Genomic DNA, 25,226 nt, shown 5'->3' on the forward strand with positions numbered 1-25,226 from the left:
CATGTCCCGTCCCATGCACGCCCGGCCCTCGACTGCGTCCGCCGGCTCCTCCGCGCCCGGCCGCCGGGGCTCCGGCCGCCACCGGGCGACGCGCGCCGGCGGGGTCCGCGTCACCGACCTGCCCGCCGTCCGCGAGCGGCTGCAGACGGACCGGCGCGGCGTGCAGCACCGCAACGCCTTCATGCGCTGGCTGCTGCCCACGGCTCCGGCCGGGCGGCACACCTGGAACTTCCTGGCGATGTCGGGCGGCCGGCCGCGCACCGCGTTCGCGATCATCCTCAGCCTCTGAAAGGACCCCGTCCTCCCCACCGCTCGCACGCTCGCGGCGGTGCCCTGGACGGGGCCGATCGCGCGAGTGCCCCGCGGACCACGGTCCGCGGGGCTCCACTCGCGCTCTCGAACGGGCGATGAACGACAGAGGCCCAGAACCACTCGGGTTCTGGGCCTCTGTCGTTCAGAGCGTCAGCGTCTGACCGGGACGGTCACTCCCCGCCGGCGAGCTTGGCCCGCAGCGCGGCGAGCGCCTCGTCGCTGGCCAGCGTGCCGCCAGAGGTGGTGTCGCCGGCGTCGGCGTCGCCACCGCTGGAGTAGTTGCCGCCGGCCGCAGCCTCGGCGTCGGCCTCCTTGGCCGCCGCGATCTGCTTGCGGTGCGCCTCGTAGCGGGCCTGGGCCTCGGCGTACTGCCGCTCCCACTCCTCGCGCTGGGCCTCGTAGCCCTCGCGCCACTCCCCGGTCTCCGGGTCGAAGCCCTCCGGGTAGATGTAGTTGCCCTGCTCGTCGTACGAGGCGGCCATGCCGTAGGCGGCCGGGTCGAACACGTCCTCGTCGCCGATGACGCCCTCGTTGGCCTGCTTGAGCGACAGCGAGATCCGCCGGCGGTCGAGGTCGATGTCGATGACCTTGACCAGGATCTCGTCGCCGACCTGCACGACCTGCTCGGGGATCTCCACGTGGCGCTCGGCCAGCTCGGAGATGTGCACCAGACCCTCGATGCCCTCGTCCACGCGGACGAACGCACCGAAGGGCACCAGCTTGGTGACCTTGCCGGGCACGACCTGGCCGATCTGGTGCGTGCGGGCGAACTGGCGCCACGGGTCCTCCTGCGTCGCCTTCAGCGACAGGGAGACCCGCTCGCGGTCGAGGTCGACGTCGAGGACCTCGACGGTGACCTCCTGGCCGACCTCGACGACCTCGGACGGGTGGTCGATGTGCTTCCAGGACAGCTCGGAGACGTGCACCAGACCGTCGACGCCGCCGAGGTCGACGAACGCACCGAAGTTGACGATCGACGACACCACGCCGGTGCGCACCTGGCCCTTGGCGAGCTTGTTGAGGAACTCGCTGCGGACCTCGGACTGGGTCTGCTCCAGCCACTGGCGGCGGGAGAGGACGACGTTGTTGCGGTTCTTGTCGAGCTCGATGATCTTGGCCTCGAGCTCGCGGCCCACGTAGGGCTGCAGGTCGCGGACGCGGCGCATCTCGACCAGCGAGGCGGGGAGGAACCCGCGCAGGCCGATGTCGAGGATGAGACCGCCCTTGACGACCTCGATGACGGTGCCGGTGACGACCTCGTCGGCTTCCTTCTTCGCCTCGATCGTGCCCCAGGCGCGCTCGTACTGGGCGCGCTTCTTGGACAGGATCAGGCGGCCTTCCTTGTCCTCCTTCTGGAGAACGAGGGCCTCCACCTCGTCGCCGACCTTGACGACCTCGTTGGGGTCGACGTCGTGCTTGATGGAGAGCTCACGCGAGGGGATGACGCCCTCGGTCTTGTAGCCGATGTCCAGCAGCACCTCGTCCCGGTCGACCTTGACGATCACGCCTTCGACGATGTCGCCGTCGTTGAAGTACTTGATGGTCTGGTCGATCGCGGCGAGGAAGTCCTCGGCGGTGCCGATGTCGTTGACCGCGATCTGGGGGGTGCTGTCGGGACGGACCTGAGTAGAGGTCATGTGGTCGAGTGCTCCGGACGGTTTGTACGTAGGGACAGGGCGACCCGCGGCCGGTGTGACCGCGGGAAGAGCGGGGAGAGCCGGCGGGCGCCGTCCCCCGATCGGGGCACAACGCTGACAGACCTCAGGCGCTCTCCCATGGTACGGACGTCGCGGGGGGTCGGTCCACCTGGGTCTTCGGCCCGGTAAGAGCGGGCGTGTCACCCTGGGCGTGTCATGAGCGCTCCCCCGCCGCCCGACGACGACCTGCCCCTCGGTACCGACGGGTACCCGGCGGCGAGCGGGGTGGCCCGGCGCCCGGCGGGGACGGCGGAGTCGGTGCGGGCCAACCGGCGGTGGTGGGACGCCGCCGCGGAGGCCTACCTCGCCGAGCACGGCCGCGACCTCGGCGAGGTCGACTTCCTCTGGTGCCCGGAGGGCCTGCGCGAGGCCGACGCCCACCTGCTCGGCGACGTCGCCGGCCGGCGGGTGCTGGAGATCGGCTGCGGCTCGGCGCCCTGCTCGCGCTGGCTGCTGCGGGCCGGCGCGGCGCCGGTGGCCCTCGACCTCTCCGCCGGGATGCTGCGCCGGGCGGCCGGGCTCAACCGGGCCACCGGCCTGCCGGTGCCGCTGCTGCAGGCCGACGCCGGTGCGCTGCCGCTGGCCGGCGGGAGCGTCGACCTGGCCTGCTCGGCCTTCGGCGGGCTGCCGTTCGTCGCCGACGTCGAGGGTGCGCTGGCCGAGGTCGGCCGGGTGCTGCGCCCCGGCGGCCGGTTCGTCGCCTCGGTGAACCACCCGATCCGCTGGCCGCTGCCCGACTCCCCCGACCCCGACGACCTGCGGGTCATCGGCTCCTACTTCGACCGCACCCCGTACGTGGAGACCGACGACCACGGCGACACGGTCTACGTGGAGCACCACCGCACCGTCGGCGACTGGGTGCGCGCGGTGGTCGGCGCCGGCCTGGTCCTCACCGACCTGCTCGAGCCCGAGTGGACGCCGGGCCGCACGCAGGTCTGGGGGCAGTGGTCCCCGGCCCGCGGCGCGCTGGTCCCCGGCACGCTGATCCTGGTCTGCGACAAAGTCCGCTGAAGATGGCCCGACGTCACCACAGGTCGCCGTCGCGCCAGTCGCAGGTGAGCTCGGCCGCCGGGTCCAGGTCCGCGGAGCAGGGCAGGACGAACACCGCGCCGTCCTCGTCGGGTGTCCGGACGATCCCGGTGGGCGTGAGCGCCGACGCCGGTCCCCGCCACAGCTGCCACCCGCGGGAGCGGTAGAGCAGCGCCCCGTCGTCCGTGGCACTGAGCGCGCCGAAGTCGTAGGCGCGACCGACGACCTCCTCCAGCGCGGCCATCACCGCGGCGCCGAACCCACGGCGACGGGCATCCGCCGCCACCGCCACCGCCTCCACGTAGCCGACCCGCCACGCCCGCCCGCCGTGCAGGAACCGGCGCAGGACGACGGAGCCGTGCGCCACCACGTCCTCGCCGTCGTGGGCGAGCGCGTGCATCCCGCCCAGGGCGTGGTCCCAGTCCTCCGCGGTGAAGTGGCCCGGGCCGAAGGCGTCCCGCACGAGCCGCCACGCGCGGTCCAGCGTTCCCGGATCGAGCTGGGAGGTGTGCGCCACGGTAACGGCCCCGATGCAGGAGCCCGCGCCGAGCGTGCGAGGCGTGGGGGGCATCGGGGTCCTCTCAGTGGGCGGCGTCGTCCCACGTCCGGCCGAAGCCGACCGAGACCTCCAGCGGCACCGACAGCTCCGCCGCGCCGGCCATCTCCCGGCGGACCAGCGCCTCCAGCGCCTCCTTCTCCCCCGGCGCCACCTCGAGCACGAGCTCGTCGTGCACCTGCAGCAGCATCCGGGAGGCCAGCCCCTCCGCGGTGATGGCCCGCTCGACGTTGAGCATCGCCACCTTGATGACGTCGGCCGCCGAGCCCTGGATCGGCGCGTTGAGCGCCATCCGCTCGGCCATCTCCCGGCGCTGCCGGTTGTCGCTGGTGAGGTCGGGCAGGTAGCGGCGCCGGCCCAGCGTCGTCTCGGTGAACCCGGTCTGCCGCGCCTCGCCGACCACGCCGTCGAGGTAGTCGCGGATGCCGCCGAAGCGCTCGAAGTAGGCGTGCATCTGCTCGCGCGCCTCCTCGGGGGTGATCCGCAGCTGCTGGGACAGCCCGTACGCCGAGAGCCCGTAGGCCAGGCCGTAGCTCATCGCCTTGATCCGCCGGCGCATCTCCGGGTCGACGTCCTCGATCGGGATGTTGTAGGCGCGTGAGGCGACGAAGGAGTGCAGGTCCTCCCCCGACGTGAACGCCTCGATCAGGCCCGCGTCGCCGGAGAGGTGCGCCATGATCCGCATCTCGATCTGGCTGTAGTCCGCCGTCATCAGCGACTCGTAGCCGGGGCCGACGACGAACGCCTGGCGGATCCGCCGGCCCTCGGCCGACCGGATCGGGATGTTCTGCAGGTTCGGGTCGATGGAGGACAGCCGGCCGGTGGCCGCGATCGTCTGCTGGAACGTCGTGTGGATGCGCCCGGCGTCGTCCACCATCGGGATCAGGCCGTCGATGACCGTCCGCAGCCGCGTGACGTCGCGGTGCCGCAGCAGGTGCTCGAGGAACGGGTGCCCGGTCTGCGCGAGCAGCCAGGTGAGCGCGTCGGCGTCCGTGGTGTAGCCGCTCTTGATCTTCTTGGTCTTGGGCAGCCCGAGATCCTCGAACAGCACCGTCTGCAGCTGCTTGGGCGAGCCGAGGTTGACCTCCCGTCCGATCACCGCGTAGCACTCGCCGGCCGCGGCGGCGACCTCGTCGGCGAACTCGCGCTGCAGCTGGGTCAGGAAGTCCAGGTCGACGGCGATGCCCCGCTGCTCGATGCGCGCCAGCACGAAGGACAGCGGCAGCTCCAGCTCGCCCAGGAGCCGGTCGCCGCCGCGCTGCCCGAGCACGGTCTCCAGCGCGTCGGACAGGTCGTTGACCGCGACGGCCTTGAGGACGTCGACCTTCGCGGCCTCGGCGGCGAGGTCCTCCTCCGACGGGCCCATCCCGTCGAGGGTGAGCTGCGCCTCCTCGGCGGCGGCGTCCTTGAGCTCGCGCCGCAGGTAGCGCACCGCGAGGTCGCCGAGGTCGAACGAGCGCTGCCCGGGCAGCGCCAGGTAGGCGGCGAGCGCGGTGTCGCTGACCACCCCGTCGAGCTCCCACCCCCGGGCCCAGATCGCCAGCAGCGGGCCCTTCACCTCGTGCACGACCTTCTGGGTCGACGGGTCGGCGAGCCAGGCGGCCAGCGCCTGCTCGTCGGCGACGTCGAGGGACGGGCCCAGGTCGACGAAGGTGGCGTGGTCGTTGGCCGCGGCCAGCGCGATGCCGGTCAGCTCACCGACGCCGCGGCCCCACGTGCCGCGGAAGATCAGCCCGGTCCGGCCGGTCTTCGCGTTCGCCTCGAGCCAGGCGCCCAGCTGCCCGGCCGGCACCTGGTCGACGGTGACGTCGAAGCCGCCCTCGACCTCGGGCTCGGCGCTGGTCAGTGTCGCGAACAGCCGGTCGCGCAGCACCCGGAACTGCAGGTTGTCGAAGAGGGTGTGCACCTCGTTGCGGTCCCACGGCTGGACGGCGAGGTCCATCGGCCCGACCTCGAGCGGGACGGAGCGGTCGAGCTCGGTGAGCCGGCGGTTCTGCAGCACCGACGACAGGTGCTCGCGCAGCTTGTCGCCGACCTTGCCCTTGACCGTGTCCACCCGGTCGACCAGCGCGTCCAGCGAGCCGTACTCGCGGACCCACTTGGCCGCCGTCTTCTCGCCCACGCTCGGGATCGACGGCAGGTTGTCGCTGGGGTCGCCGCGCAGCGCGGCGAAGTCGGGGTACTGCGCCGGCGACAGGCCGTACTTGGCCTCCACCTCCTCCGGGGTGAACCGGGTGAGGTCGGAGACGCCCTTGCGTGGGTAGAGCACGGTGACGTGGTCGTTGACCAGCTGCAGCGCGTCCCGGTCGCCGGTGCCGATCAGCACGTCCATGCCGGCGTCGACCGCCTGCACGGTCAGCGTGGCGATGACGTCGTCGGCCTCGTAGCCCTCGGCGGTGATGGACGGGATGCGCAGCGCGGCCAGCACCTCCTGGATCAGGCTGACCTGACCGCGGAAGTCGGTCGGGCTCTCCGACCGGTTGGCCTTGTAGTCGGCGTAGATCTCCGAGCGGAACGTCTTGCGGCCGACGTCGAAGGCGACGGCGAGGTGCGTCGGCGCCTCGTCCCGCAGGATGTTGATCAGCATCGACGTGAAGCCGTAGACCGCGTTGGTCGGTTGCCCCGTCGTCGTCGAGAAGTTCTCGACGGGCAGCGCGAAGAACGCGCGGTAGGCCAGGGAGTGGCCGTCGAGCAGCAGCAGGCGTGGCCGGGCACCCGACGCGACGTCGGGAGCGTGATCGGCCGATGAGGTGGGGGCGGCAACCGGAGCGGACATCGAGGGCGATCCTAGGTCCGCCCTCCGACATCGCCGTCCCCGCACACGGGCCGGTGAGCGCGTCCGCAAAGGACCCCGCTGCCCCCGACCCTCACAGGCTCGGGTCGGGCCCCTGCAGCCGGGCCGCTAACGTCGGGCGTCGTGACCACCACCCGTCCCGACTGGGCGCCCGCGGACACGATCAGCCCGCTCGACGACAAGCTCGGCATCACGATCACCGACTACGACCCGGACCGGGTGGTCGCCACGATGCCGGTCGAGGGCAACCAGCAGCCCTACGGCCTCCTGCACGGCGGGGCGACCTGCGCCCTGGTGGAGACGATCGGCTCCTGGGCCGCGGCGCTGTCGGCCGGGCCGGACCGCCAGGTGGTCGGCATCGAGCTCAACGTCAGCTACCTCCGCTCGGCCACCGCGGGGACGGTCACCGCCGTCTGCACGCCGGTGCGCCGGGGCCGCACGCTGGGGACCTTCCAGATCGAGGTCTCCGACGAGCAGGGCCGGCCCACCGCCAGCGCCCGGCTCACCTGCCTGACCAAGGAGGCTTGACCGGGTCAGCCCACCCGGCGCGGGAAGGGGCGCAGCTCCGGCACCCGCCGGGGCGCGGGGATGGCCGTCCGGCTCCGCCGGAAGGCCGCCAGCGAGCGCAGCAGCGTCTCTCGGGGGACGATCCGCCGCGTGGTGAGCGGCGCGAACCCCAGCCGCGCGAAGAACCGCAGCCGCTCGGCCTCGTGCCCGCCGCAGGCGGCGACCACGTGGTCGGCGCCGGTCTCCGCGGCGAAGGCGGCGGCCGCGGCGAGCAGCACCGTCCCCACGCCGCGCCGCCGGTGGTCGCGGTGCACGACCAGGTTGTCGACGGTCACCTGCGGCACCCCGAGGACGACCGACAGCGGGTCCACGCCGAGCACGGCCAGGCCCACCGGCAGCTCGCCGTCGTGCTGCCGTCCCCGGCGGCGGCACCGGGCAGGACGGCGAGGACGACGCGGTGCCCCGGATCCGCGAGCAGCCGGCGGAACCCGGCCGCGGCGGCCGATCCGGGCGCCAGGCCGGTCAGCACCCCCTCGGCGTGCGCCTCGGCCCGGTGCTGGCGGACCAGCGCCAGGACGGCGGGCAGGTCGTCGGGCCGCGCCGTGCGCGTGCGGGCGCGAGACCGAGAACCGGATGCTGCCACCGGAGCCTCCCCTGGACGGTGGCCGAAGACTGCACCGCCCATCAGCGCTGATCACGGCGGCGCGCCGCAATGCCACCGACCGTCAGCACCCGGCGTGTCGCGGAATTGTCACGGCCGCGCGAGGAGAGACGGCGCCGCAACAGAGATGAACTACGGTCCGTGGTCAATCCGACAGACAGGGAGATGGCGTGACGCACGCGGGACTGCGATCCCGGCGACCGAGGAGAGCCAGCAGGAGCCTGCTCCGGCTGGTGCTCGTCCTGGTGTTCGCCGGTGGCATCGCCACCCTGGCCCCGGGGATCGCCTCGGCCGAGGGTGAGCAGGTCCTCGGCACGCTGCAGACCAGCCGCAGCGGCCCCATCGAGGGCATCGAGGTCACGGTGACCACGCCGGACGGCGACGAGGTCGGGTCCGACGAGACCGACGAGAACGGGCGCTGGTCGGTCGAGCTGCCCGGCGCCGGCGAGTACGTCGTCACCATCAACGCCGACGACCTGCCCGACGGCATCGAGCTCGCCGGCGAGGACAGCCGCACCGTGACCGTCGACAACGGCCGCCGCCAGCCGGTCACCATCGGCCTCAACGACGGCAGCCGCGGCTCCGGCGGCGGCAACATCCGGGCGGTCCAGCTGCTCGTCGACGGGCTGCGCTTCGGCCTGCTGATCGCCATGTGCGCCGTCGGCCTGTCGCTGATCTTCGGCACGACGGGGCTGACCAACTTCGCGCACGGCGAGCTGGTCACGATCGGCGCGATCATCGCCTGGTACATCAACGTCCGGGGCGGCGTCCCGCTGATCCCGGCCACGCTGATCGCGATGGTCGCCGGCGCCGGCGTCGGGGCGCTCAACGAACTGGGGCTCTGGCGTCCGCTGCGCCGCCGCGGCACCGGTCTGATCGCGGCGCTGGTCGTCTCGATCGGCCTCTCGTTGGCGCTGCGGTACCTGATCCAGATCGTCTACGGCGGGTTCTCCAACCCCTACACGAGCTTCCAGAACCAGCGCGCGGTCGACTACGGCGTCTTCACGATGACCAACCGGGCGCTGTTCTCGATCATCGTCTCGGTCGTCGTCCTCGTCCTCGTCGCCGTGATGCTGCAGCGGACGAAGATCGGCAAGGCGATGCGGGCGGTCGCGGACAACCGGGACCTCGCCGCGTCGTCCGGCATCGACGTGAACCGCGTGATCCTGGTCGTCTGGATGATGGGCGGCGCGCTGGCCACGCTCGGCGGGGTGCTGCTCGGCCTGTCCGACCAGGTCCAGTGGGACATGGGGTTCCGGCTGCTGCTGCTGATGTTCGCCGGCGTCACGCTCGGCGGGCTCGGCACCGCCTACGGCGCGCTGGTCGGCAGCATCATCGTCGGGATCTTCGTCCAGATGTCGACCCTGGTGATCCCGGACGACATGAAGTACGTCGGAGGGCTGCTGCTGTTGATCGTCATCCTCGTCATCCGGCCCCAGGGCATCCTGGGCAGCCGGGTCCGGATCGGCTGAGCCATGGGCGACCTCCTCAACGCACTCGCCGTCGCCGGCAAGTCGGCGCTCGGCTTCCAGGCGATCTTCTTCGCGCTCCTGGCCATCGGCCTGAACATGCACTTCGGCTACACGGGGCTGCTGAACTTCGGCCAGATCGCCTTCGCGATGCTGGGCGGGTTCGGCATCGCGATCTCGGTGTCGCAGTGGGGCCTGCCGTTCTGGGCCGGCGTGCTCATCGGTCTCGGCGCCGCCGTCGTCCTGGCACTGCTGCTCGGCCTGCCGACCCTGCGGCTGCGCGCCGACTACCTGGCGATCGTCACCATCGCCACGGCGGAGGGGCTGCGCCTGCTCTTCCGATCGGTTTCGGCCACACCGGTCACCGGCGGAACCCGCGGGCTGGCCGGCTTCAACCAGGACTTCGTCGCCCTGGCGCCCTGGGACACCTCGACCCGGTACCCGGTGCTGGGTACCCGGTGGAGCGGCGGCGAGCTGTGGACGGCGCTGATCGGCTGGCTCGTCGTCGCCCTGTCCTGCCTGCTCATCTGGCTGCTGGTCCGCAGCCCGTGGGGCCGTGTGATCAAGTCCATCCGCGAGGACGAGGACGCCGTCCGCGCGCTGGGCAAGAACGTGTACGCGTACAAGATGCAGTCGCTGGTCCTCGGCGGTGTGCTCGGCGCCGTCGGCGGCATGGTCTACGCCGTCGGCACCGGGTCGGCCAACCCCGACCAGTACCAGAACGCGAACACCTTCCTCGCCTACGCCGCCCTCATCCTGGGTGGCGCCGCGCGGGTGCTCGGCCCGGTGGTGGGGAGCATGCTGCTGCTGTTCATCCTGCAGTTCGCCGACACGGGGCTCCGGCTGCTGATCGACAACGGGATCATCCCGGCGGGCCTGCTCTCGTCGACCGACGTCGCGCAGATCCGCTTCGTGCTCGTCGGCGTCGGGCTGATGCTGTTGTTGATCTTCCGGCCGCAGGGCATCTTCGGCGACCGACGAGAGGTGATGATCGATGCCCGTTGAGCCTCCCCCTCACGGCGCCACCGCCGCCGGCAGTTCGGGGCACGGGTACCACCCCGACGAGCCCGGCGCCTTCCGCAGCGGGGACACCCCGCGACGGCTGGCGCAGGCCGCGCTGCGCGACATCCCGTGGGAGATCGGCGTCGCCAAGCCCGACCCCGTGGTGGTCGTCGACAACATCACCCGCACCTTCGGCGGCCTGACCGCAGTGTCGGTGGACCACCTGGAGGTCCAGCGCGGCGGCATCACCGGCCTGATCGGCCCGAACGGCGCCGGGAAGACGACGCTGTTCAACCTGCTCACGGGATTCGACCAGCCCAACACGGGGACCTGGACGTTCGACGGCAAGGACATGGGCCGCACCGCGCCGCACCAGGTCGCCCGGCAGGGCGTCGTCCGCACCTTCCAGCTGACCAAGGCGCTGTCCCGGCTCACCGTGCTGCAGAACATGCTGCTCGGCGCCCAGGGGCAGCGCGGCGAGAGCTTCCTGCGCGCGCTGATCCCCGGCACGTGGAAGTCGCAGGAGAAGGCCAACACCGAGAAGGCGATGGACCTGCTCGCCCGGTTCAAGCTGGACGCCAAGAAGGACGACTTCGCGGGCACGCTCTCCGGAGGTCAGCGCAAGCTGCTGGAGATGGCCCGCGCGCTCATGAGCGACCCGCAGGTGGTCATGCTCGACGAGCCGATGGCCGGCGTGAACCCAGCGCTGACGCAGAGCCTGCTCGGCCACGTCAAGGACCTGCGCGAGCAGGGCATGACGGTGATCTTCGTCGAGCACGACATGGACGTCGTCCGCGACATCAGCGACTGGGTGGTCGTCATGGCCGCCGGCTGCATCATCGCGGAGGGTCCCCCTGAGTCGATCAGCCAGAACCAGGCCGTCGTCGACGCCTACCTCGGCGCGCACCACGACGCCCCGCTGACCGTCGAGGAGGAGGACCGCGTCCTGGCCGAGGCCGAGCGCGCCATCGCGCGCGAGGAGAACCTCGAGGGCGACGTCCTCACCTCGGAGAACCAGGAGAGGACCGACCGATGAGCGAGCCGCTGTTCGAGGTCGACGAGTCCGGCGAGGACCTCACCCGCGCCGACCAGGCCGCCGCGACCACGGCGACGCTGTCGCCGGCCGAGAAGGCCGCCACCCGGGAGGAGCACGTGCGCCTCGCCGAGGGCGCCCTGGTGCGCGCCGACGACCTCGTCGCCGGCTACGTGCCCGGCGTGAACATCCTCCGGGGCTGCGACTTCTACCTGCAGGACGGCGAGCTGGTCGGCATCATCGGCCCGAACGGGGCCGGCAAGTCGACGCTGCTGAAGACCATCTTCGGGCTGATCCCCGTCCGGTCGGGGGCGGTGACGCTGCGCGGCGAGGACATCACCTCGGCGCCCGCCCACCGGCTGGTCTCGCTCGGCGTCGGCTACGTGCCGCAGAACAACAACGTGTTCCCCTCGCTGACCATCGAGGAGAACATGCAGATGGGCGTCTACCTGCGGCCGAAGACCTTCCGCGAGCGGTTCGACTACGTCGCCGACCTCTTCCCGCTGCTCGGCGAGCGGCGCAAGTCCAAGGCCGGCACCCTCTCCGGCGGTGAGCGGCAGATGGTGGCCATGGGCCGGGCCCTGATGATGGACCCGTCGGTGCTGCTGCTCGACGAGCCCTCGGCCGGCCTCTCCCCCGCCTACCAGGACGAGGTGTTCATCCGCTGCCGGCGGATCAACGCCACCGGCGTCTCGATCATCATGGTCGAGCAGAACGCGCGCCGCTGCCTGCAGATCTGCGACCGCGGCTACGTGTTGGACCAGGGCCGCAACGCCTACACCGACACCGGCCAGTCGCTGATGACCGACCCCAAGGTCGTCGAGCTCTACCTGGGGACTCTCGCCAAGGCCCAGTAGAAGGACCCCGATGCCCCCCACGCCTCGCAGGCTCGGCCTCGGCCCCTGCACCGGGGCCACCCTGCCGTGAACTGGATCTGGGATCTCCGCTCCCGCGACGGCGGCATGAACGGCCTGGACTTCGCCCGCGCCACCACGGCGAGCGGCTTCGGGCGCGTGCTGGTGCACGCCGCTCCGGGTCTCCTCCGGGTGCACGTGTCCACCGACGACGGCACCCCCGTCGCCTCCGGCGAGGTGGACCGGGACGGCGACTACTCCCCCATCACGCTGCTGGAGATCGACGGCGACGCGTTCCGCCGCAGCGAGATCTGGCCGGACGGCGGCCACCTCGGCCTGCCGGTGCTGCTGCCCGGCGGCGAGGTCGGCGTCCTGACCGCGTGGGAGCACGCCCCCGACCGCTCGTGGTGGCGCTGGTCGGTGGAGTTCTCCAACCACGTCGGCCGCCCGGCCGACTGGCAGCCGCCCGGCCAGCACCTGCAGCGCTGAGCGGCCTCCCGGCGAGGGACCCACCCCGAACGGCACGGAGGCCCGGCACCCTCGCGGGTACCGGGCCTCCGTGGTGGAGCTGGGGTCAGCGCTGCGGGCCGATGCCCTGGGCGTTGAGACCCTGGATGATCTTCGACGACTCCTCGAACCCGATCACCACGATCGCGTCGGGGTTGAAGTCGACCATCTGCTGCACCTCGGAGTCGAAGTTCGACGCCGTCGGGTCGTAGATGATCTTCTTGATGTCGCCCTGGCTGAGGCCGGCCGCGATCAGGTCCTTCTCGGTGTTGTCGGCCAGACCCGTGCCGTACGGGTCGTTGCGGGCCAGGATGCCGACGGTGTTGTTGCCGTCCGCCTGGATCAGGTCCGCCAGCGCCTGGGCCTGCAGCACGTCCGGCGGCGCCGTCCGGAAGTAGAGCCCGTTGTCGTTGTAGGTCGTGAACTGGTCGGACGTGTTCGCCGGCGAGATCTGCATGACGCCGGCACCGGTGATCCGGTCGATGACCGTGAGGCTCACGCCCGAGGCCGCCGCGCCGACGATCACGTTGACGTTCGCCTGCAGCAGGCGGTCGACGGTCTGCGTCGCGGTGTCGGTGGAGGCGTCGCCGGAGTCACCCTCGACCAGCTGGACCGGCTGACCGAAGACGCCGCCCGCGGCGTTGATGTCGGCGATCGCCAGTTTGACGCCGGCGACCTCCGGCGGGCCGAGGAAGGCGAGGTCACCGGTCAGCGGCAGCAGCGTGCCGACGACCAGCGGCGCACCACCGGTCGCGGCCGGAGCCGGGGCCGGGCCCTCGTCGGAGGCCGCGTTGGCCTCGTCGCCCGCGATGACGTACTCGGTCTGCGACTCGTCGAGCGCGTTGTCGTCGCCGAAGTGCAGGAGCGCGAAGCTCGCCTGCGCCGGCTCACCGGCGTCGGTGAAGCTCAGCGGACCGGTGACGCCGTCGTAGTCCGGGTTGCCGCCGCCGCTGATGATCTCCAGGCAGCTGGCGTAGTCGGTGCACTTGTCGCCGCCGAAGGTCACGCCGTTGACGTAGGCCTTGAAGACGTTGGCGTCGTTCGTGCCGGCCATCGTCGCGGCCAGCGAGGCGATCACGACGGCGTCGTAGGACTCACCGGCGTAGTTGTAGTCCTGCAGGGCGGGGTCGACTTCCTTCAGCCGGTTCTTGAAGTCGTCGCCGAGGTCGGTCAGGGGCGTGGTGCCGCCCATGCCGGCGAGGGACCCCGAGTCCTGGAAGTCCTCTCCCAGGGCGTTGCCCATGTTGCCGTCGGTCCCGTAGACGTTGACCTGCTTCTCGCCGCTCTCTCCTGTGCCCGTGTCGCCGCCGTCGTCGCCGCCACCGCCGCCACAGGCGGCGAGCGCGAGCAGGGCGGCACCGGAGACGGCGATGCTGCGGGCGGTAATGCCAGTGCGCATCAAGCAACTCCCAGTGTCGTGCGTCGCTCCGCGGGCACCCGCACGGCGAAGGAGCCGGTCGGGGGGGCCCGATCAGTGCGCCGAACCTAACTGCAGGGAGTGGCCTGGACGCCTGCCCCGAGACGTTCCGTGATGAGGTCGTGACCTCGCGGGCGTCCCCGATGCAGCCCGCTCACGCAGCGTCACGGAAGCGGCCCCGCACCGGAGTGCTCAGGCGGGCGAGCCCTCCGCGGCGGCGTCCGCGGCGAGCAGCTTCTGGGCCAGCGCCTTCATGGAGGTGCGCTCGTTCATCGCCGTCCGCTGGATCCACCGGAACGCCTCCGCCTCGGTGATCCCCCGCTCGGCCATGAGCTTGCCCTTGGCCTTCTCGACGATCTTGCGGGCCTCCAGCCGCTCCTCGAGCGTGCGGACCTCACCGTCGAGGGCGGTCATCTCGGCGAACCGGGCGCGGGCCACCTCGATGGCCGGCACGAGGTCGTTCTTGGAGAACGGCTTGACCAGGTACGCCATGGCGCCCGCGTCCCGGGCGCGCTCCACGAGCTCCCGCTGGCTGAACGCCGTGAGCACGATGACCGGGGCGGTGCGCGCCCCCGCGATCTGCTCGGCGGCCGACAGGCCGTCGAGGACGGGCATCTGGATGTCGAGGATGACCAGGTCGGGGCGCAGCTGCTGCGCCTGGTCGACGGCCTGCTGACCGTCGCCCACCTCGGCCACGACGGTGTAGCCCTCCTCCTCCAGCATCTCCTTGAGGTCGAGGCGGATCAGCGCCTCGTCCTCGGCGATGAGGACCCGGGTCGTCTCGCTGCTCACGACCGGGAAGCCTATCGAGGACCGCTGTGCCCTGCCGGTGCGGTGCGCCACGTCGATGGGACCGGCGGCTACCCTGCTCTGGCCGGGACATCCCGGCGCGCCCCCGTACCCCAATCGGCAGAGGGAGCGGATTCAAAACCCGCGCAGTGTGCGTTCGAGTCGCACCGGGGGCACCTGCAGGCTTTCGGTACGGAAAGCCCGGTCGGCCGCGGCGGAGCGGCGGGCCATAGGTTCAGGGTGTGACCGGCCACATGACGCCCGAGCAGTTCCGCCAGCACGGCCACGATGTCGTCGACTGGATCGCCGACTACTGGACGCGCATCGGCTCGTTCCCGGTCCGCTCGCAGGTCTCCCCGGGCGACGTCCGCGGCGCGCTGCCGGAGTCGCCGCCGGAGCAGGGCGAGCCGGTCTCCGCCGTCCTGGCCGACCTCGAGCGCGTCGTCCTGCCCGGCGTCACCCACTGGCAGCACCCCGGCTTCTTCGGCTACTTCCCCGCCAACACGTCCGGGCCGTCGGTGCTGGGTGACCTGGTCTCGGCCGGACTCGGGGTGCAGGGCATGTCGTGGGTGACCAGCCCCGCCGCGACCGAGCTCGAGCAGCACGTCCTCGACTGGTTCGCCGGGCTGCTGGGCCTGCCGGAGTCCTTCCTGTCCACCGGTGCCGGCGGCGGCGTGATCCAGGACTCCAGCTCCGGCGCCAACCTCGTCGCGCTCCTCGCCGCCCTGCACCGGGCGAGCAAGGGCGCGACCGTGCGGCACGGTGTGGAGCCCGAGCGGGCCACCGTCTACGTGTCGGCCGAGACGCACTCGTCGATGGAGAAGGCGGTGCGCATCGCCGGGCTGGGCAGCGACGCCGTCCGCATCGTCGAGGTGGACGGCGACCTGGCCATGCGCCCGGCATCGCTCAAGGCGCGGCTGGAGCGCGACGTCGCCCGCGGCTACACGCCGGTGCTGGTCTGCGCCACGGTCGGGACGACGTCGACGACGGCGATCGACCCGCTCGCCGAACTGGGCCCCGTCTGCCGCGACGCGGGCGTGTGGCTGCACGTCGACGCCGCCTACGCGGGCGTCAGCGGCGTCGTCCCGGAGCTGCGCGGCCTGCAGGCGGGCGTCGAGTGGGCCGACAGCTACACCACCGACGCGCACAAGTGGCTGCTCACCGGCTTCGACGCGACCCTGTTCTGGGTCGCCGACCGCGCCGCCCTCACCGGGGCGCTGGCGATCCTGCCCGAGTACCTGCGCAACGCGGCCACCGACGCCGGCGCGGTCGTCGACTACCGCGACTGGCAGATCGAGCTGGGCCGGCGCTTCCGGGCGCTCAAGCTGTGGTTCGTGCTGCGCTGGTACGGGGCCGAGGGGCTGCGCGAGCACATCCGCGGGTGCGTCGCGCTGGCCCAGGAGCTGGCCGGCTGGGCCGACGCCGACGACCGCTTCGACGTGGTGACCAGGCACCCGTACTCGCTGGTGTGCCTGCGGCCCCGGTGGGCCGGCGACGTCGACGCCGACGTCGCCACGATGACGCTGCTCGAGCGGCTCAACGACGGCGGCGAGGTGTTCCTGACCCACACCACGGTCGGCGGGCAGGTGGTGCTGCGCGTGGCGATCGGCGCGCCGGCGACCACGCGCACGCACGTGGAGCGGGTGTGGGCGCTGCTGTGCGAGAACCACGACTGGCTGGCCGCCGACTTCGCCGACCAGGCGGCCCAGCGGGCGGCGGAGCAGGCCGCGGCCCGGGCCGCGGCCGAACGCGCGGCCGCCGAGCGCGCCGCCGCCGAACGCGCGGCCGCCGAGGCCGCGGAGCAGGCCGCCGCGGCCGAGCCGCAGCCCGAGGAGCCGGCGCCCGTGGACACGCCGGCGGCCCAGGACGAGACGCTCACCCAGGCGGCGGCGCAGGAGGACCTGCCGGCGCCGTCCTGACCCCTGTCAGTCCGACAGGGACCGGATGAGCCCCTCCTGGGCGACCGTGGCGACGTGCGTGCCGTCGGACGCCCAGATCTGGCCGAGGCACAGCGCCCGGCCTGCCGAGGCGACCGGGCTGTCCCCCTCGTAGAGGAACCACTCGTCCGGCCGGAACGGCCGGTGGAACCAGACCGCGTGGTCGAGGCTGGCGCCGATGAACGCGCCCCAGCCGACGCCGAGCCGGGCCACGCCCGCCGACAGCAGGGTGAGGTCGCTGGCGAAGGTCAGCGCCGCGGCGTGGACGGCGGCGTCGTCGGGCAGCCGCCCGCGCACCCGCAGCCACGTGCGGTGCTGAGTGTCCGGCGGCGTCTTCGCCACCGGCACGAACGGGTCCTCGAGGAAGCGCTGCTCGACCGCCTGGCCCATGGCGTGCATCCACGCGGCGCGCTCGGGGTGCCGGGCGTACATGTCCGGGATGCCCGGCAGCCCCTCCGGCCCCGCGACGTCCGGGATCGGCAGCGCGTGCTCCGCGACCGGCTGCTCGCCGGCCGTGAAGTCGGCGGTCAGCCCGAAGATCGCGACGTCCTCGCCCTTGCGCCGCTGGTGGGCCAGGACCCGCCGGGTGCTGAACGTCCGGCCGTCACGGATGCGGTCGACGGAGTAGCGGATCTCCTCCGCCGGGTCGCCCGGCCGCAGGAAGTAGGAGTGCAGCGAGTGCACCCCCCGCTCCCCCGGCACGGTCAGCCCCGCCGCCATCAGCGCCTGACCGGCCACCTGGCCGCCGAAGATCCGCTGCTGGGTCGCCGACGGGGTCTGGCCCACGAAGACGTCGCCGTCGCGCTCCTCGAGGGCGAGCACAGCCATCAGCGGCGCGACGGTCGACGTCATGAGTCCGTGCCCACCTCGTGCACGCGGATCAGGTTGGTCGAGCCCACCGTGTTGGGCGGGCTGCCTGCCACCACGACGACCCGGTCACCCTCCTTGAGCCGGCCGATCGACAGCAGCGAGAAGTCCACCTGGCGGACCATGTCGTCGGTGTGCGCGACCGACGGCACGATGAACGTCTCCACCCCCCAGGACAGCGCCAGCTGGCTGCGCACCCGCGCGTCGACGGTGAAGGCCAGGAGCGGCTGCCTCGGGTGCAGGGCGGCCAGCCGGCGGGCAGTGTCGCCGGTCTGCGTGAAGGTGGCCAGCGCCTTGACGTCGAGGGTCTCCCCCACGTCCTTGGCGGCGCGGACGATCGCGCTGGAGCGCGAACGCGAGCGGCGGTACAGCTCCGGCACCGAGACGCTGTTGTGGCTCTCGACCGCGTCGATGATCCGTTCCATCGTCCGGACGGCGGCGATCGGGTGCTTCCCGACGGAGGTCTCCCCCGACAGCATCACCGCGTCGGCGCCGTCGAGGACGGCGTTGGCGACGTCGGAGGCCTCGGCGCGGGTCGGCCGCGAGGAGCCGATCATCGACTCGAGCATCTGCGTGGCGACGATGACCGGCTTGTTCCGCTCGCGCGCGGCCTGGACCGCCCGCTTCTGCACCAGCGGCACCTGCTCCAGCGGCAGCTCCACGCCCAGGTCGCCGCGGGCCACCATGATGCCGTCGAAGGCCTCGACGATCGCCTCCAGGTTGTCGATCGCCTCCGGCTTCTCCAGCTTGGCGATGACCGGGACGTCGACGTCCTCCCGGCGCATGATCTCGCGGACGAGGTCGACGTCCGCGGGCGAGCGGACGAACGAGAGCGCGATGAAGTCGGCCGACAGGTGCAGCGCGAAGCGCAGGTCCTCCTCGTCCTTCTCGGACAGGGCCGGCACGCTCACCGCCACGCCGGGCAGCGACAGGCCCTTGTTGTTGGAGACCGGGCCGCCCTCGACCACCAGGCACCAGACGTCCGGCCCGTCGACGTCGACCACGGACAGCGAGAGCTTGCCGTCGTCGACGAGCAGGCGGTCGCCGACGCGGACGTCGTCGGCGAGGCCCTTGTAGGTCGTGGAGACGCGCTCCGCCGTCCCCTCGACGTCCGCGACGGTGATGCACACCCGGCTGCCGGTCTCCCAGACGACCGGGCCGTCGGCGAACGTCCCGAGCCGGATCTTCGGGCCCTGCAGGTCGGCCAGCACGGCGACGGCGTGGCCGGTGCGATCGGAGGCCTGCCGCACCACGGTGTAGGCAGCCTGGTGGTCGGCGTGCGACCCGTGGCTGAAGTTCAGCCGGGCGACGTCCATCCCGGCTTCGACGAGGGCGGTGACCTGCTCCAGGGAACTGGTCGCCGGCCCGAGGGTGCAGACGATCTTGGCGCGGCGGGACATGCCGCAAACGCTATCCGGCCGTCCCCCGCGCCGCCGGGAAGACCCCTGTGAGCGCTCACACGGCCCACCAGGACGACGCGGGCCAGGTCCCGCTGTGGGGACCCGGCTCGGCCGGCAGGTCGTGCTGCTTACCGCAGCGCCACCGCAGTGGGGGTGATCGGCCGGGGCAGCATCGACTCGCCGGTCAGCCAGCTGTCGACGGCGCCGGCGGCCGCGCGGCCCTCGGCGATCGCCCAGACGATCAGCGACTGGCCGCGGCCGATGTCGCCGGCCACGAAGACACCGGGCACGGTGGACATGAACTCGGCGTCGCGGGCCACGTTGCCCCGCCCGTCGACCTCGACGCCCAGGCCGTCGACCAGGCCCGCGCGCTGCGCGCCGGTGAAGCCCATCGCGAGCAGCACGAGCTCGGCGGGCAGCTCCTGCTCGGTGCCCTCGATCTTCTGGAACTTCCCGTCGACGCGCTCGACCTCGTGGATCACCAGCGCCCGCACGTGACCGTTCTCGTCGCCGAGGAAGCGCTCGGTGTTGACCGCGTACAGCCGCTCCCCGCCCTCCTCGTGGGCGCTGGAGACCCGCATGATCATCGGGTAGGTCGGCCACGGGTTGCTGCCGGGGTCCCGGCGGTCCGGCGGCGCGGGCATGATCTCCAGCTGGGTCACCGACAGCGCCCCCTGGCGGTGCGCGGTGCCGAGGCAGTCGGCGCCGGTGTCACCGCCGCCGATGATCACGACGTGCTTGCCGGTCGCGGTGATCGGCGGCTCGTCGAGCTCGCCCAGCGCCTGGCGGTTGCCGAAGGGCAGGTACTCCATCGCCAGGTGGATGCCGGAGAGCTCCCGGCCCGGGGCGGGCAGGTCGCGGCCGATGGTGGCGCCGCCGGCGAGCACGACGGCGTCGAACTCGGCGCGCAGCGCCTCGACCGACAGATCGTCCTCCCCCGGCCCGCCGACCTCGACACCGGTGACGAACCGGGTGCCCTCGGCGCGCATCTGGTCCAGCCGCCGGTCGAGGACCGCCTTCTCCATCTTGAACTCGGGGATGCCGTAGCGGAGCAGCCCGCCGATGCGGTCGGCCCGCTCGTAGACGGTCACGTCGTGCCCGGCGCGGGTCAGCTGCTGGGCGGCGGCCAGGCCGGCCGGCCCGGAGCCGACGACGGCGACCTTCCTGCCGGTCCGCTCCTGCGGGGTCACCGGCTTGACCAGGTCGCGCTGGAAGGCCTGGTCGATGATCTCCCACTCGATCTGCTTGATCGTGACCGGCGACTCCTGCAGGTTCAGCACGCAGGAGCCCTCGCACGGCGCCGGGCACAGCTTCCCGGTGAACTCCGGGAAGTTGTTGGTCGCGTGCAGCCGCTCGATCGCCTCGGTCCAGTCGTCCCGGCGGGCGAGGTCGTTCCACTCCGGGATCAGGTTGCCCAGCGGGCAGCCGTGGTGGCAGAACGGGATGCCGCAGTCCATGCAGCGGGCGGCCTGCTCGCGCACGGTGCTCAGCGGGAAGACCTCGTCCTCACCGCTCTGGCGGGACAGGTAGACGTCCTTCCAGTCCAGCAGGCGCAGGTCGACCGGACGGCGCGGCGGGAGCTTGCGCTCGAACTTCAGAAATCCCGTGCTGTCAGCCACGAGCAGCCTCCATCAGTGCAAGGTCGACGTCGGTGCCGTTGGCCTCGGCCATCCGCTGGGCCTCCAGCGCCCGCCGGTAGTCGCGCGGCATGATCACGCTGAACTGCTCGGCCCACCGGCCCCAGTCGGCCAGCAGCGCCGCCGCGACCGGCGACTCGGTGTCCTCGGAGTAGCGCACGAGCACGTCGCGCAGCCACTGCGCCGCCTCGCCGTCCAGCGGGTCGACGTCCACCATCTCGGTGTTGACCCGGTGCCGGGCGAGGTCGAGCACGTACGCGATGCCACCCGACATGCCGGCGGCGACGTTGCGGCCGGTCGGGCCGAGGATCACCGCGCGGCCACCGGTCATGTACTCGAGCGCGTGGTCGCCCACGCCCTCGACGACCGCCAGGGCGCCGGAGTTGCGGACGCAGAACCGCTCGCCGACCCGGCCGCGCAGGAAGATCTCGCCCCCGGTCGCGCCGTAGGCGATCACGTTCCCGGCGACGACGTTGTCCTCGGCGGCGAAGGTCGCCTCCCGGGCCGGGCGGACGACGATCCGCCCGCCGGAGAGGCCCTTGCCGACGTAGTCGTTGGCGTCGCCGAACAGCCGCATGGTGATGCCGCCGGGCAGGAAGGCGCCGAAGCTCTGGCCGGCCGACCCGGTGAAGGTCAGGTCGATCGTGCCGTCGGGCAGGCCCTCGCCGCCGAAGCGGCGGGTCACCATCGAGCCGAGCATCGTGCCGACGGTCCGGTTGACGTTGCGGACCGGCAGTTCGAGGCTGACCGGCCGGGCGTCGAGCAGCGCGCCCTCGCACAGCTGGATCAGGGTCTGGTCCAGCGCGACGTCGAGGCCGTGGTCCTGCGTGCGCACCCGGTGCAGCGGCGCGCCGTCGGGCAGCTCCGGGATCACCAGGATCGGCGAGAGGTCGAGCCCGGCGGCCTTCCAGTGGTCCACCGCGGCGCGGGTGTCCAGCAGCTCGGCGTGGCCGATCGCCTCGTCCAGCGAGCGGAAGCCCAGCTCGGCCAGGTACGAGCGCACCTGCTCGGCCAGGAACTCGAAGAAGGTGACCACGAACTCCGGGCGCCCGGTGAACCGCTTGCGCAGCTCCGGGTTCTGCGTGGCGACGCCGACCGGGCAGGTGTCCAGGTGGCAGACCCGCATCATGATGCAGCCGGAGACCACCAGCGGCGCGGTCGCGAAGCCGTACTCCTCCGCCCCGAGCAGCGCCGCGATGAGCACGTCGCGGCCGGTCTTCATCTGCCCGTCGCACTGCACGACGATCCGGTCGCGCAGCCCGTTGGCCAGCAGCGTCTGCTGGGTCTCGGCGAGGCCGAGCTCCCACGGCGAGCCGGCGTGCTTGAGCGAGGTCAGCGGCGCCGCGCCCGTTCCGCCGTCGTGGCCGGAGATCAGGACGACGTCGGCGTGCGCCTTGCTCACGCCGGCCGCGACCGTGCCGACACCGACCTCGGAGACCAGCTTGACGTGGACCCGCGCCTCGTTGTTGGCGTTCTTCAGGTCGTGGATGAGCTGCTTGAGGTCCTCGATCGAGTAGATGTCGTGGTGCGGCGGCGGGCTGATCAGCCCGACGCCCGGCGTCGAGTGCCGGGTGCGCGCCACCCACGGGTAGACCTTCTGGCCCGGCAGCTGGCCGCCCTCGCCGGGCTTGGCGCCCTGGGCCATCTTGATCTGGATGTCGTCGGCGTTGACCAGGTACTCGCTGGTGACGCCGAACCGCCCGCTCGCGACCTGCTTGATCGCCGAGCGGCGCAGGTCGCCGTTCGGGTCGGGGGTGAACCGGTTCGGGTCCTCGCCGCCCTCGCCGGTGTTCGACTTGCCGCCGAGGCGGTTCATCGCGATGGCGAGCGTCTCGTGGGCCTCCTGCGAGATGGAGCCGTAGCTCATCGCGCCGGTGGAGAACCGCTTGACGATCTCGCTGACCGGCTCGACCTCCTCGATCGGCACCGGCGGGCGCGCGCCCTTCTTGATGTCGAACAGGCCGCGCAGCGTCGCGGCCTCGTGCGAGAGCCGGTCGACGGTGTCGGTGTAGCGCTGGAACACCTCGTACTGCCGCGAGCGGGTGGCGTGCTGGAGCAGGAACACCGTCTCGGGGTTGAACAGGTGCACCTCGCCCTCGCGGCGCCACTGGTACTCACCGCCGGTCTCCAGCCGGCGGTGCGCCCGCTCGGTCGGGTTCGGCGGGTACGCGCGGCGGTGGCGCATGACCACCTCCTCGGCGAGGACGTCGATGCCGACCCCGCCCAGGGGCGCGGAGGTGCCGGTGAAGTACTCGTCGACGACGTCGTGCGAGAGGCCGATGGCCTCGAAGATCTGCGCCATCGTGTACGAGCCGACGGTGCTGATGCCCATCTTGCTCATGACCTTCAGGACGCCCTTGCCCATGGCCTTGATCATGTTGCGGACGGCCTGGGCCGGCTCCACGCCGACCAGCGAGCCGTCGCGGATCAGGTCCTCGACGCTCTCGAAGGCCAGGTACGGGTTGACCGCGGCGGCGCCGTAGCCGAGCAGCAGCGCGACGTGGTGCACCTCGCGGCAGTCGCCTGACTCCACGACCAGGCCGACCTTCATCCGGGTCTTCTGCCGGATCAGGTGGTGGTGCACCGCGGAGGTCATGAGCAGCGACGGGATGGGCGCGCGGCGCTCGTCGGCGTCGCGGTCGGAGAGCACGATGATCCGCGCCCCGGCCGCGATCGCCTTGCTGACCTTGATCCGCAGGTCCTCGATGGCCTGGGCGAGGGCGGGGCCGCCGCCGTTGACGTCGAAGTGGCCGGTGATCCGGACGGCGGCGAACCCGGGCAGGTCGCCGTCGTCGTCGATGTGCAGGATCTTGGCCAGCTCGTCGTTGTCGATGATCGGGTAGGGCAGGAAGACCTGCCGGCACGAGGCCGGGACGGCCTGCAGCAGGTTCTGCTCCGGGCCGAAGGTGCGCCCGAGGCTGGTCACCAGCTCCTCGCGGATGGCGTCCAGCGGCGGGTTGGTCACCTGGGCGAACAGCTGGCCGAAGTAGTCGTAGAGCAGCCGGGAGCGGTCCGACAGCGCCGCGACCGGGGTGTCGGTGCCCATCGAGCCGATCGGCTCCGCGCCGGAGGACGCCATCGGCGTCAGCAGGACGCGCAGCTCCTCCTCCGTGTAGCCGAACATCAGCTGCCGGCGGACGACGGACTCGTGGCTCGGCCGGGCCCGGCGCCGCTCGGGCAGCGAGGGCAGCTGCACCAGGCCGGCGTGCAGCCAGTCGTCGTAGGGCTGCGCGGCGGCCAGGTCGCCCTTGACCTCCTCGTCGGAGACGATCCGCCCGGCGGCGGTGTCGACGAGGAACATCCGGCCCGGCTGCAGCCGGCCCTTGGCCACGACGTCGGCGGCCGGGATGTCCAGGACGCCGACCTCGCTGGCCAGGACGACGAGGTCGTCGCGGGTGTGCCACCAGCGGCCGGGGCGCAGCCCGTTGCGGTCGAGGACGGCGCCGATGAGCGTGCCGTCGGTGAACGCGACCGCGGCCGGCCCGTCCCACGGCTCCATGATCGACGCGTGGAACCGGTAGAAGGCCCGGCGCTCCGGGTCCATCTCCTCGTGGTTCTCCCACGCCTCCGGGATCATCATCAGCACCGCGTGCGGCAGCGTGCGGCCCGACAGGTGCAGCAGCTCGAGCACCTCGTCGAAGGTGGCCGAGTCGCTGAAGTCGCTGGCGGTGACCGGGAAGATCCGCTCGAGGCCGAGCTCGGCGGCCGGGCTGCCCTCGGGGGCGTCGAACAGCTCGGTGTCGAGCATCGCCTCGCGGGCCCGCATGCGGTTGCGGTTGCCCTTGATGGTGTTGATCTCGCCGTTGTGCGCGATCACCCGGAACGGGTGCGCCAGCGGCCAGCTGGGGAAGGTGTTGGTCGAGAACCGGCTGTGCACCAGGGCGATCGCCGACTCGTAGCGCTCGTCGCGCAGGTCGGGGAAGAACGCCGGCAGCTGGTCGGTGGTCAGCATGCCCTTGTAGGTGAGGGTGCGCGACGACAGCGAGGCGAGGTAGAGGGAGCTGCCGGCCTCCCGCGCGGACCGCTCGGCCCGCTTGCGCAGCACGAAGGCGCGCCGCTCCAGGCGGGTCACCCCGTTGCACGTCACCGGGCCGCCGAAGGCCTTGTCGTCGGCGCGCGCCGCCATCGTCTCGGCGACGAACAGCTGGGCGAAGTGGGGCATCACGGCCAGCGCCGTGGGGCCGACGTCGGCGCCCCCGGGGTCGACGGGCAGCTCGCGCCAGCCGAGGACGGTCAGCCCCTCCTCGCCGGCCAGCCGGGCGACGTCCTCGACCCGCTGGGCGCGCTCGCGCTCGTCGACGGGCAGGAAGGCGACGCCGACGGCGTACTCGCCGAGCGGGGGCAGGTCGAAGTCGACGTTGGCGCGCAGCAGCGCGTCGGGGATCTGGGTCAGGATCCCGGCACCGTCACCGGAGTTCGGCTCGGACCCGGCGGCGCCGCGGTGGTCGAGGTTGTGCAGCGCGGTGAGCCCGGCGGCCACGATCGCCCGCGAGCGGCGTCCCTTGGCGTCGGCGACGAAGGCGACACCGCAGGCGTCCTTGTCGTTCGCCGGGTCGTACAGGCCGGAGGCCGGCGGCACGGCGGAGAACGGGACGGCCTGCCCGGACGAGCGCGTCGTGGCGGGGGCGGTGAGGTCGGACATGTCACTCCCGTCGTCGGCTGGCACCCGCACCCTCGGAGGGGCGGTTCGCGGGCAGGGGCCGGGTGGTCTCAAAGGGTGGTGGACGGCAGGGGGAGCACGGCGCGCCCGAGGACGAC

Annotated in this window: 20 protein-coding genes and 1 tRNA gene; 10 read left to right on the forward strand and 11 right to left on the reverse strand. The window is 72.4% G+C overall.

Annotation, left to right across the window (positions count from 1 at the left end):
• Position 1: 1 nt before the first annotated feature.
• A complete protein-coding gene (locus ACWIYF_RS15770; RefSeq protein ID WP_448623767.1) occupies positions 2–289 on the forward strand; it encodes a hypothetical protein in 288 nt (95 codons plus the stop codon).
• Positions 290–482: 193 nt separating this feature from the next.
• On the opposite strand, the gene rpsA is transcribed toward ACWIYF_RS15770, so the two are convergent.
• Complete coding sequence (gene rpsA, locus ACWIYF_RS15775; RefSeq protein WP_448623768.1) at positions 483–1,949, reverse strand: 30S ribosomal protein S1; 1,467 nt, start codon at positions 1,947–1,949, stop codon at positions 483–485.
• Between the two features lie 216 nt (positions 1,950–2,165).
• Between rpsA and ACWIYF_RS15780 the strand changes: the two genes are divergently transcribed.
• A complete protein-coding gene (locus ACWIYF_RS15780; protein ID WP_448623769.1) occupies positions 2,166–3,020 on the forward strand; it encodes a class I SAM-dependent methyltransferase in 855 nt (284 codons plus the stop codon).
• A 13-nt stretch (positions 3,021–3,033) separates the two neighbouring features.
• Here ACWIYF_RS15780 and ACWIYF_RS15785 read toward each other — a convergent pair whose 3' ends face one another.
• Entirely contained in the window at positions 3,034–3,609 is a 576-nt protein-coding gene (locus tag ACWIYF_RS15785) for a GNAT family N-acetyltransferase (RefSeq protein ID WP_448623770.1), read from the reverse strand.
• 10 nt (positions 3,610–3,619) lie between these two features.
• Positions 3,620–6,370, reverse strand: coding sequence for a DNA polymerase I (polA, locus tag ACWIYF_RS15790; protein ID WP_448623771.1), 2,751 nt, complete (start codon positions 6,368–6,370; stop codon positions 3,620–3,622).
• Between the two features lie 141 nt (positions 6,371–6,511).
• On the opposite strand from polA, the gene ACWIYF_RS15795 reads away from it, so the two are divergent.
• Positions 6,512–6,916 (forward strand): PaaI family thioesterase, encoded by a 405-nt coding sequence (locus ACWIYF_RS15795; protein ID WP_448623772.1) that lies wholly within the window; start codon positions 6,512–6,514, stop codon positions 6,914–6,916.
• A 5-nt stretch (positions 6,917–6,921) separates the two neighbouring features.
• Here the strand turns inward: ACWIYF_RS15795 and ACWIYF_RS15800 are convergent, their stop codons facing one another.
• Positions 6,922–7,287 carry a GNAT family N-acetyltransferase gene (locus ACWIYF_RS15800; protein WP_448623773.1) on the reverse strand — a complete coding sequence of 122 codons (366 nt, stop codon included), beginning with the start codon at positions 7,285–7,287 and terminating at the stop codon, positions 6,922–6,924.
• Positions 7,227–7,538, reverse strand: a complete 312-nt coding sequence (locus ACWIYF_RS15805) for a hypothetical protein (protein ID WP_448623774.1) — start codon at positions 7,536–7,538, stop codon at positions 7,227–7,229. The genes ACWIYF_RS15800 and ACWIYF_RS15805 overlap by 61 nt, the downstream gene beginning before the upstream one ends.
• Before the next feature lie 188 nt (positions 7,539–7,726).
• Here ACWIYF_RS15805 and ACWIYF_RS15810 point away from each other — a divergent pair, with 188 nt between their 5' ends.
• The 5 genes from ACWIYF_RS15810 to ACWIYF_RS15830 all read left to right on the forward strand — a co-directional run bounded on the left by ACWIYF_RS15810 (position 7,727) and on the right by ACWIYF_RS15830 (position 12,403).
• Entirely contained in the window at positions 7,727–9,028 is a 1,302-nt protein-coding gene (locus tag ACWIYF_RS15810; RefSeq protein WP_448623775.1) for an ABC transporter permease subunit, read from the forward strand.
• A 3-nt stretch (positions 9,029–9,031) separates the two neighbouring features.
• On the forward strand, positions 9,032–10,030 hold the full coding sequence (locus ACWIYF_RS15815) for a branched-chain amino acid ABC transporter permease (protein ID WP_448623776.1): 999 nt from the start codon (positions 9,032–9,034) through the stop codon (positions 10,028–10,030).
• Positions 10,020–11,063, forward strand: coding sequence for an ABC transporter ATP-binding protein (locus tag ACWIYF_RS15820; protein ID WP_448623777.1), 1,044 nt, complete (start codon positions 10,020–10,022; stop codon positions 11,061–11,063). Before ACWIYF_RS15815 ends, ACWIYF_RS15820 begins: the two co-directional genes overlap by 11 nt.
• Positions 11,060–11,917, forward strand: a complete 858-nt coding sequence (locus ACWIYF_RS15825) for an ABC transporter ATP-binding protein (protein ID WP_448623778.1) — start codon at positions 11,060–11,062, stop codon at positions 11,915–11,917. Before ACWIYF_RS15820 ends, ACWIYF_RS15825 begins: the two co-directional genes overlap by 4 nt.
• 66 nt (positions 11,918–11,983) lie before the next feature.
• The gene (locus ACWIYF_RS15830; protein ID WP_448623779.1) at positions 11,984–12,403 is read left to right on the forward strand and encodes a DUF7712 family protein; all 420 of its coding nucleotides are present in this window, start codon (positions 11,984–11,986) and stop codon (positions 12,401–12,403) included.
• An 85-nt stretch (positions 12,404–12,488) separates the two neighbouring features.
• On the opposite strand, the gene ACWIYF_RS15835 is transcribed toward ACWIYF_RS15830, so the two are convergent.
• Both ACWIYF_RS15835 and ACWIYF_RS15840 read right to left on the reverse strand, forming a co-directional pair.
• Positions 12,489–13,820 (reverse strand): ABC transporter substrate-binding protein, encoded by a 1,332-nt coding sequence (locus tag ACWIYF_RS15835; protein WP_448623780.1) that lies wholly within the window; start codon positions 13,818–13,820, stop codon positions 12,489–12,491.
• Positions 13,821–14,030: 210 nt separating this feature from the next.
• The gene (locus tag ACWIYF_RS15840; protein WP_448623781.1) at positions 14,031–14,630 is read right to left on the reverse strand and encodes an ANTAR domain-containing response regulator; all 600 of its coding nucleotides are present in this window, start codon (positions 14,628–14,630) and stop codon (positions 14,031–14,033) included.
• A gap of 99 nt (positions 14,631–14,729) precedes the next feature.
• Here ACWIYF_RS15840 and ACWIYF_RS15845 point away from each other — a divergent pair.
• Both ACWIYF_RS15845 and ACWIYF_RS15850 read left to right on the forward strand, forming a co-directional pair.
• Positions 14,730–14,803, forward strand: a tRNA-Leu gene (locus ACWIYF_RS15845).
• 66 nt (positions 14,804–14,869) lie between these two features.
• Positions 14,870–16,546: a pyridoxal-dependent decarboxylase gene (locus ACWIYF_RS15850; RefSeq protein WP_448623782.1), complete on the forward strand. Its 1,677-nt coding sequence runs from the start codon at positions 14,870–14,872 to the stop codon at positions 16,544–16,546.
• A gap of 6 nt (positions 16,547–16,552) precedes the next feature.
• Here ACWIYF_RS15850 and ACWIYF_RS15855 read toward each other — a convergent pair whose 3' ends face one another.
• From ACWIYF_RS15855 to gltB, 4 genes are all read right to left on the reverse strand, one after another.
• Positions 16,553–17,416 carry an acyl-CoA thioesterase gene (locus tag ACWIYF_RS15855; RefSeq protein WP_448623783.1) on the reverse strand — a complete coding sequence of 288 codons (864 nt, stop codon included), beginning with the start codon at positions 17,414–17,416 and terminating at the stop codon, positions 16,553–16,555.
• A complete protein-coding gene (gene pyk, locus ACWIYF_RS15860) occupies positions 17,413–18,831 on the reverse strand; it encodes a pyruvate kinase (protein ID WP_448623784.1) in 1,419 nt (472 codons plus the stop codon). Before pyk ends, ACWIYF_RS15855 begins: the two co-directional genes overlap by 4 nt.
• A gap of 128 nt (positions 18,832–18,959) precedes the next feature.
• Positions 18,960–20,450 (reverse strand): glutamate synthase subunit beta, encoded by a 1,491-nt coding sequence (locus ACWIYF_RS15865; RefSeq protein WP_448623785.1) that lies wholly within the window; start codon positions 20,448–20,450, stop codon positions 18,960–18,962.
• Positions 20,443–25,110 (reverse strand): glutamate synthase large subunit, encoded by a 4,668-nt coding sequence (gene gltB / locus ACWIYF_RS15870; RefSeq protein ID WP_448623786.1) that lies wholly within the window; start codon positions 25,108–25,110, stop codon positions 20,443–20,445. The genes ACWIYF_RS15865 and gltB overlap by 8 nt, the downstream gene beginning before the upstream one ends.
• Positions 25,111–25,226 lie beyond the last annotated feature (116 nt).

Source organism: Geodermatophilus sp. URMC 64 (genome assembly GCF_053502555.1).

Coding starts and splice junctions, on each gene's coding strand:
- ACWIYF_RS15770 (WP_448623767.1), top strand. CDS start 2: ATGTCCCGTCCCATGCACGCCCGGCCCTCGACTGCGTCCGCCGGCTCC.
- rpsA (WP_448623768.1), bottom strand. CDS start 1,949: ATGACCTCTACTCAGGTCCGTCCCGACAGCACCCCCCAGATCGCGGTC.
- ACWIYF_RS15780 (WP_448623769.1), top strand. CDS start 2,166: ATGAGCGCTCCCCCGCCGCCCGACGACGACCTGCCCCTCGGTACCGAC.
- ACWIYF_RS15785 (WP_448623770.1), bottom strand. CDS start 3,609: ATGCCCCCCACGCCTCGCACGCTCGGCGCGGGCTCCTGCATCGGGGCC.
- polA (WP_448623771.1), bottom strand. CDS start 6,370: ATGTCCGCTCCGGTTGCCGCCCCCACCTCATCGGCCGATCACGCTCCC.
- ACWIYF_RS15815 (WP_448623776.1), top strand. CDS start 9,032: ATGGGCGACCTCCTCAACGCACTCGCCGTCGCCGGCAAGTCGGCGCTC.
- ACWIYF_RS15820 (WP_448623777.1), top strand. CDS start 10,020: ATGCCCGTTGAGCCTCCCCCTCACGGCGCCACCGCCGCCGGCAGTTCG.
- ACWIYF_RS15825 (WP_448623778.1), top strand. CDS start 11,060: ATGAGCGAGCCGCTGTTCGAGGTCGACGAGTCCGGCGAGGACCTCACC.
- ACWIYF_RS15835 (WP_448623780.1), bottom strand. CDS start 13,820: ATGCGCACTGGCATTACCGCCCGCAGCATCGCCGTCTCCGGTGCCGCC.
- ACWIYF_RS15855 (WP_448623783.1), bottom strand. CDS start 17,416: ATGACGTCGACCGTCGCGCCGCTGATGGCTGTGCTCGCCCTCGAGGAG.
- pyk (WP_448623784.1), bottom strand. CDS start 18,831: ATGTCCCGCCGCGCCAAGATCGTCTGCACCCTCGGGCCGGCGACCAGT.
- gltB (WP_448623786.1), bottom strand. CDS start 25,110: ATGTCCGACCTCACCGCCCCCGCCACGACGCGCTCGTCCGGGCAGGCC.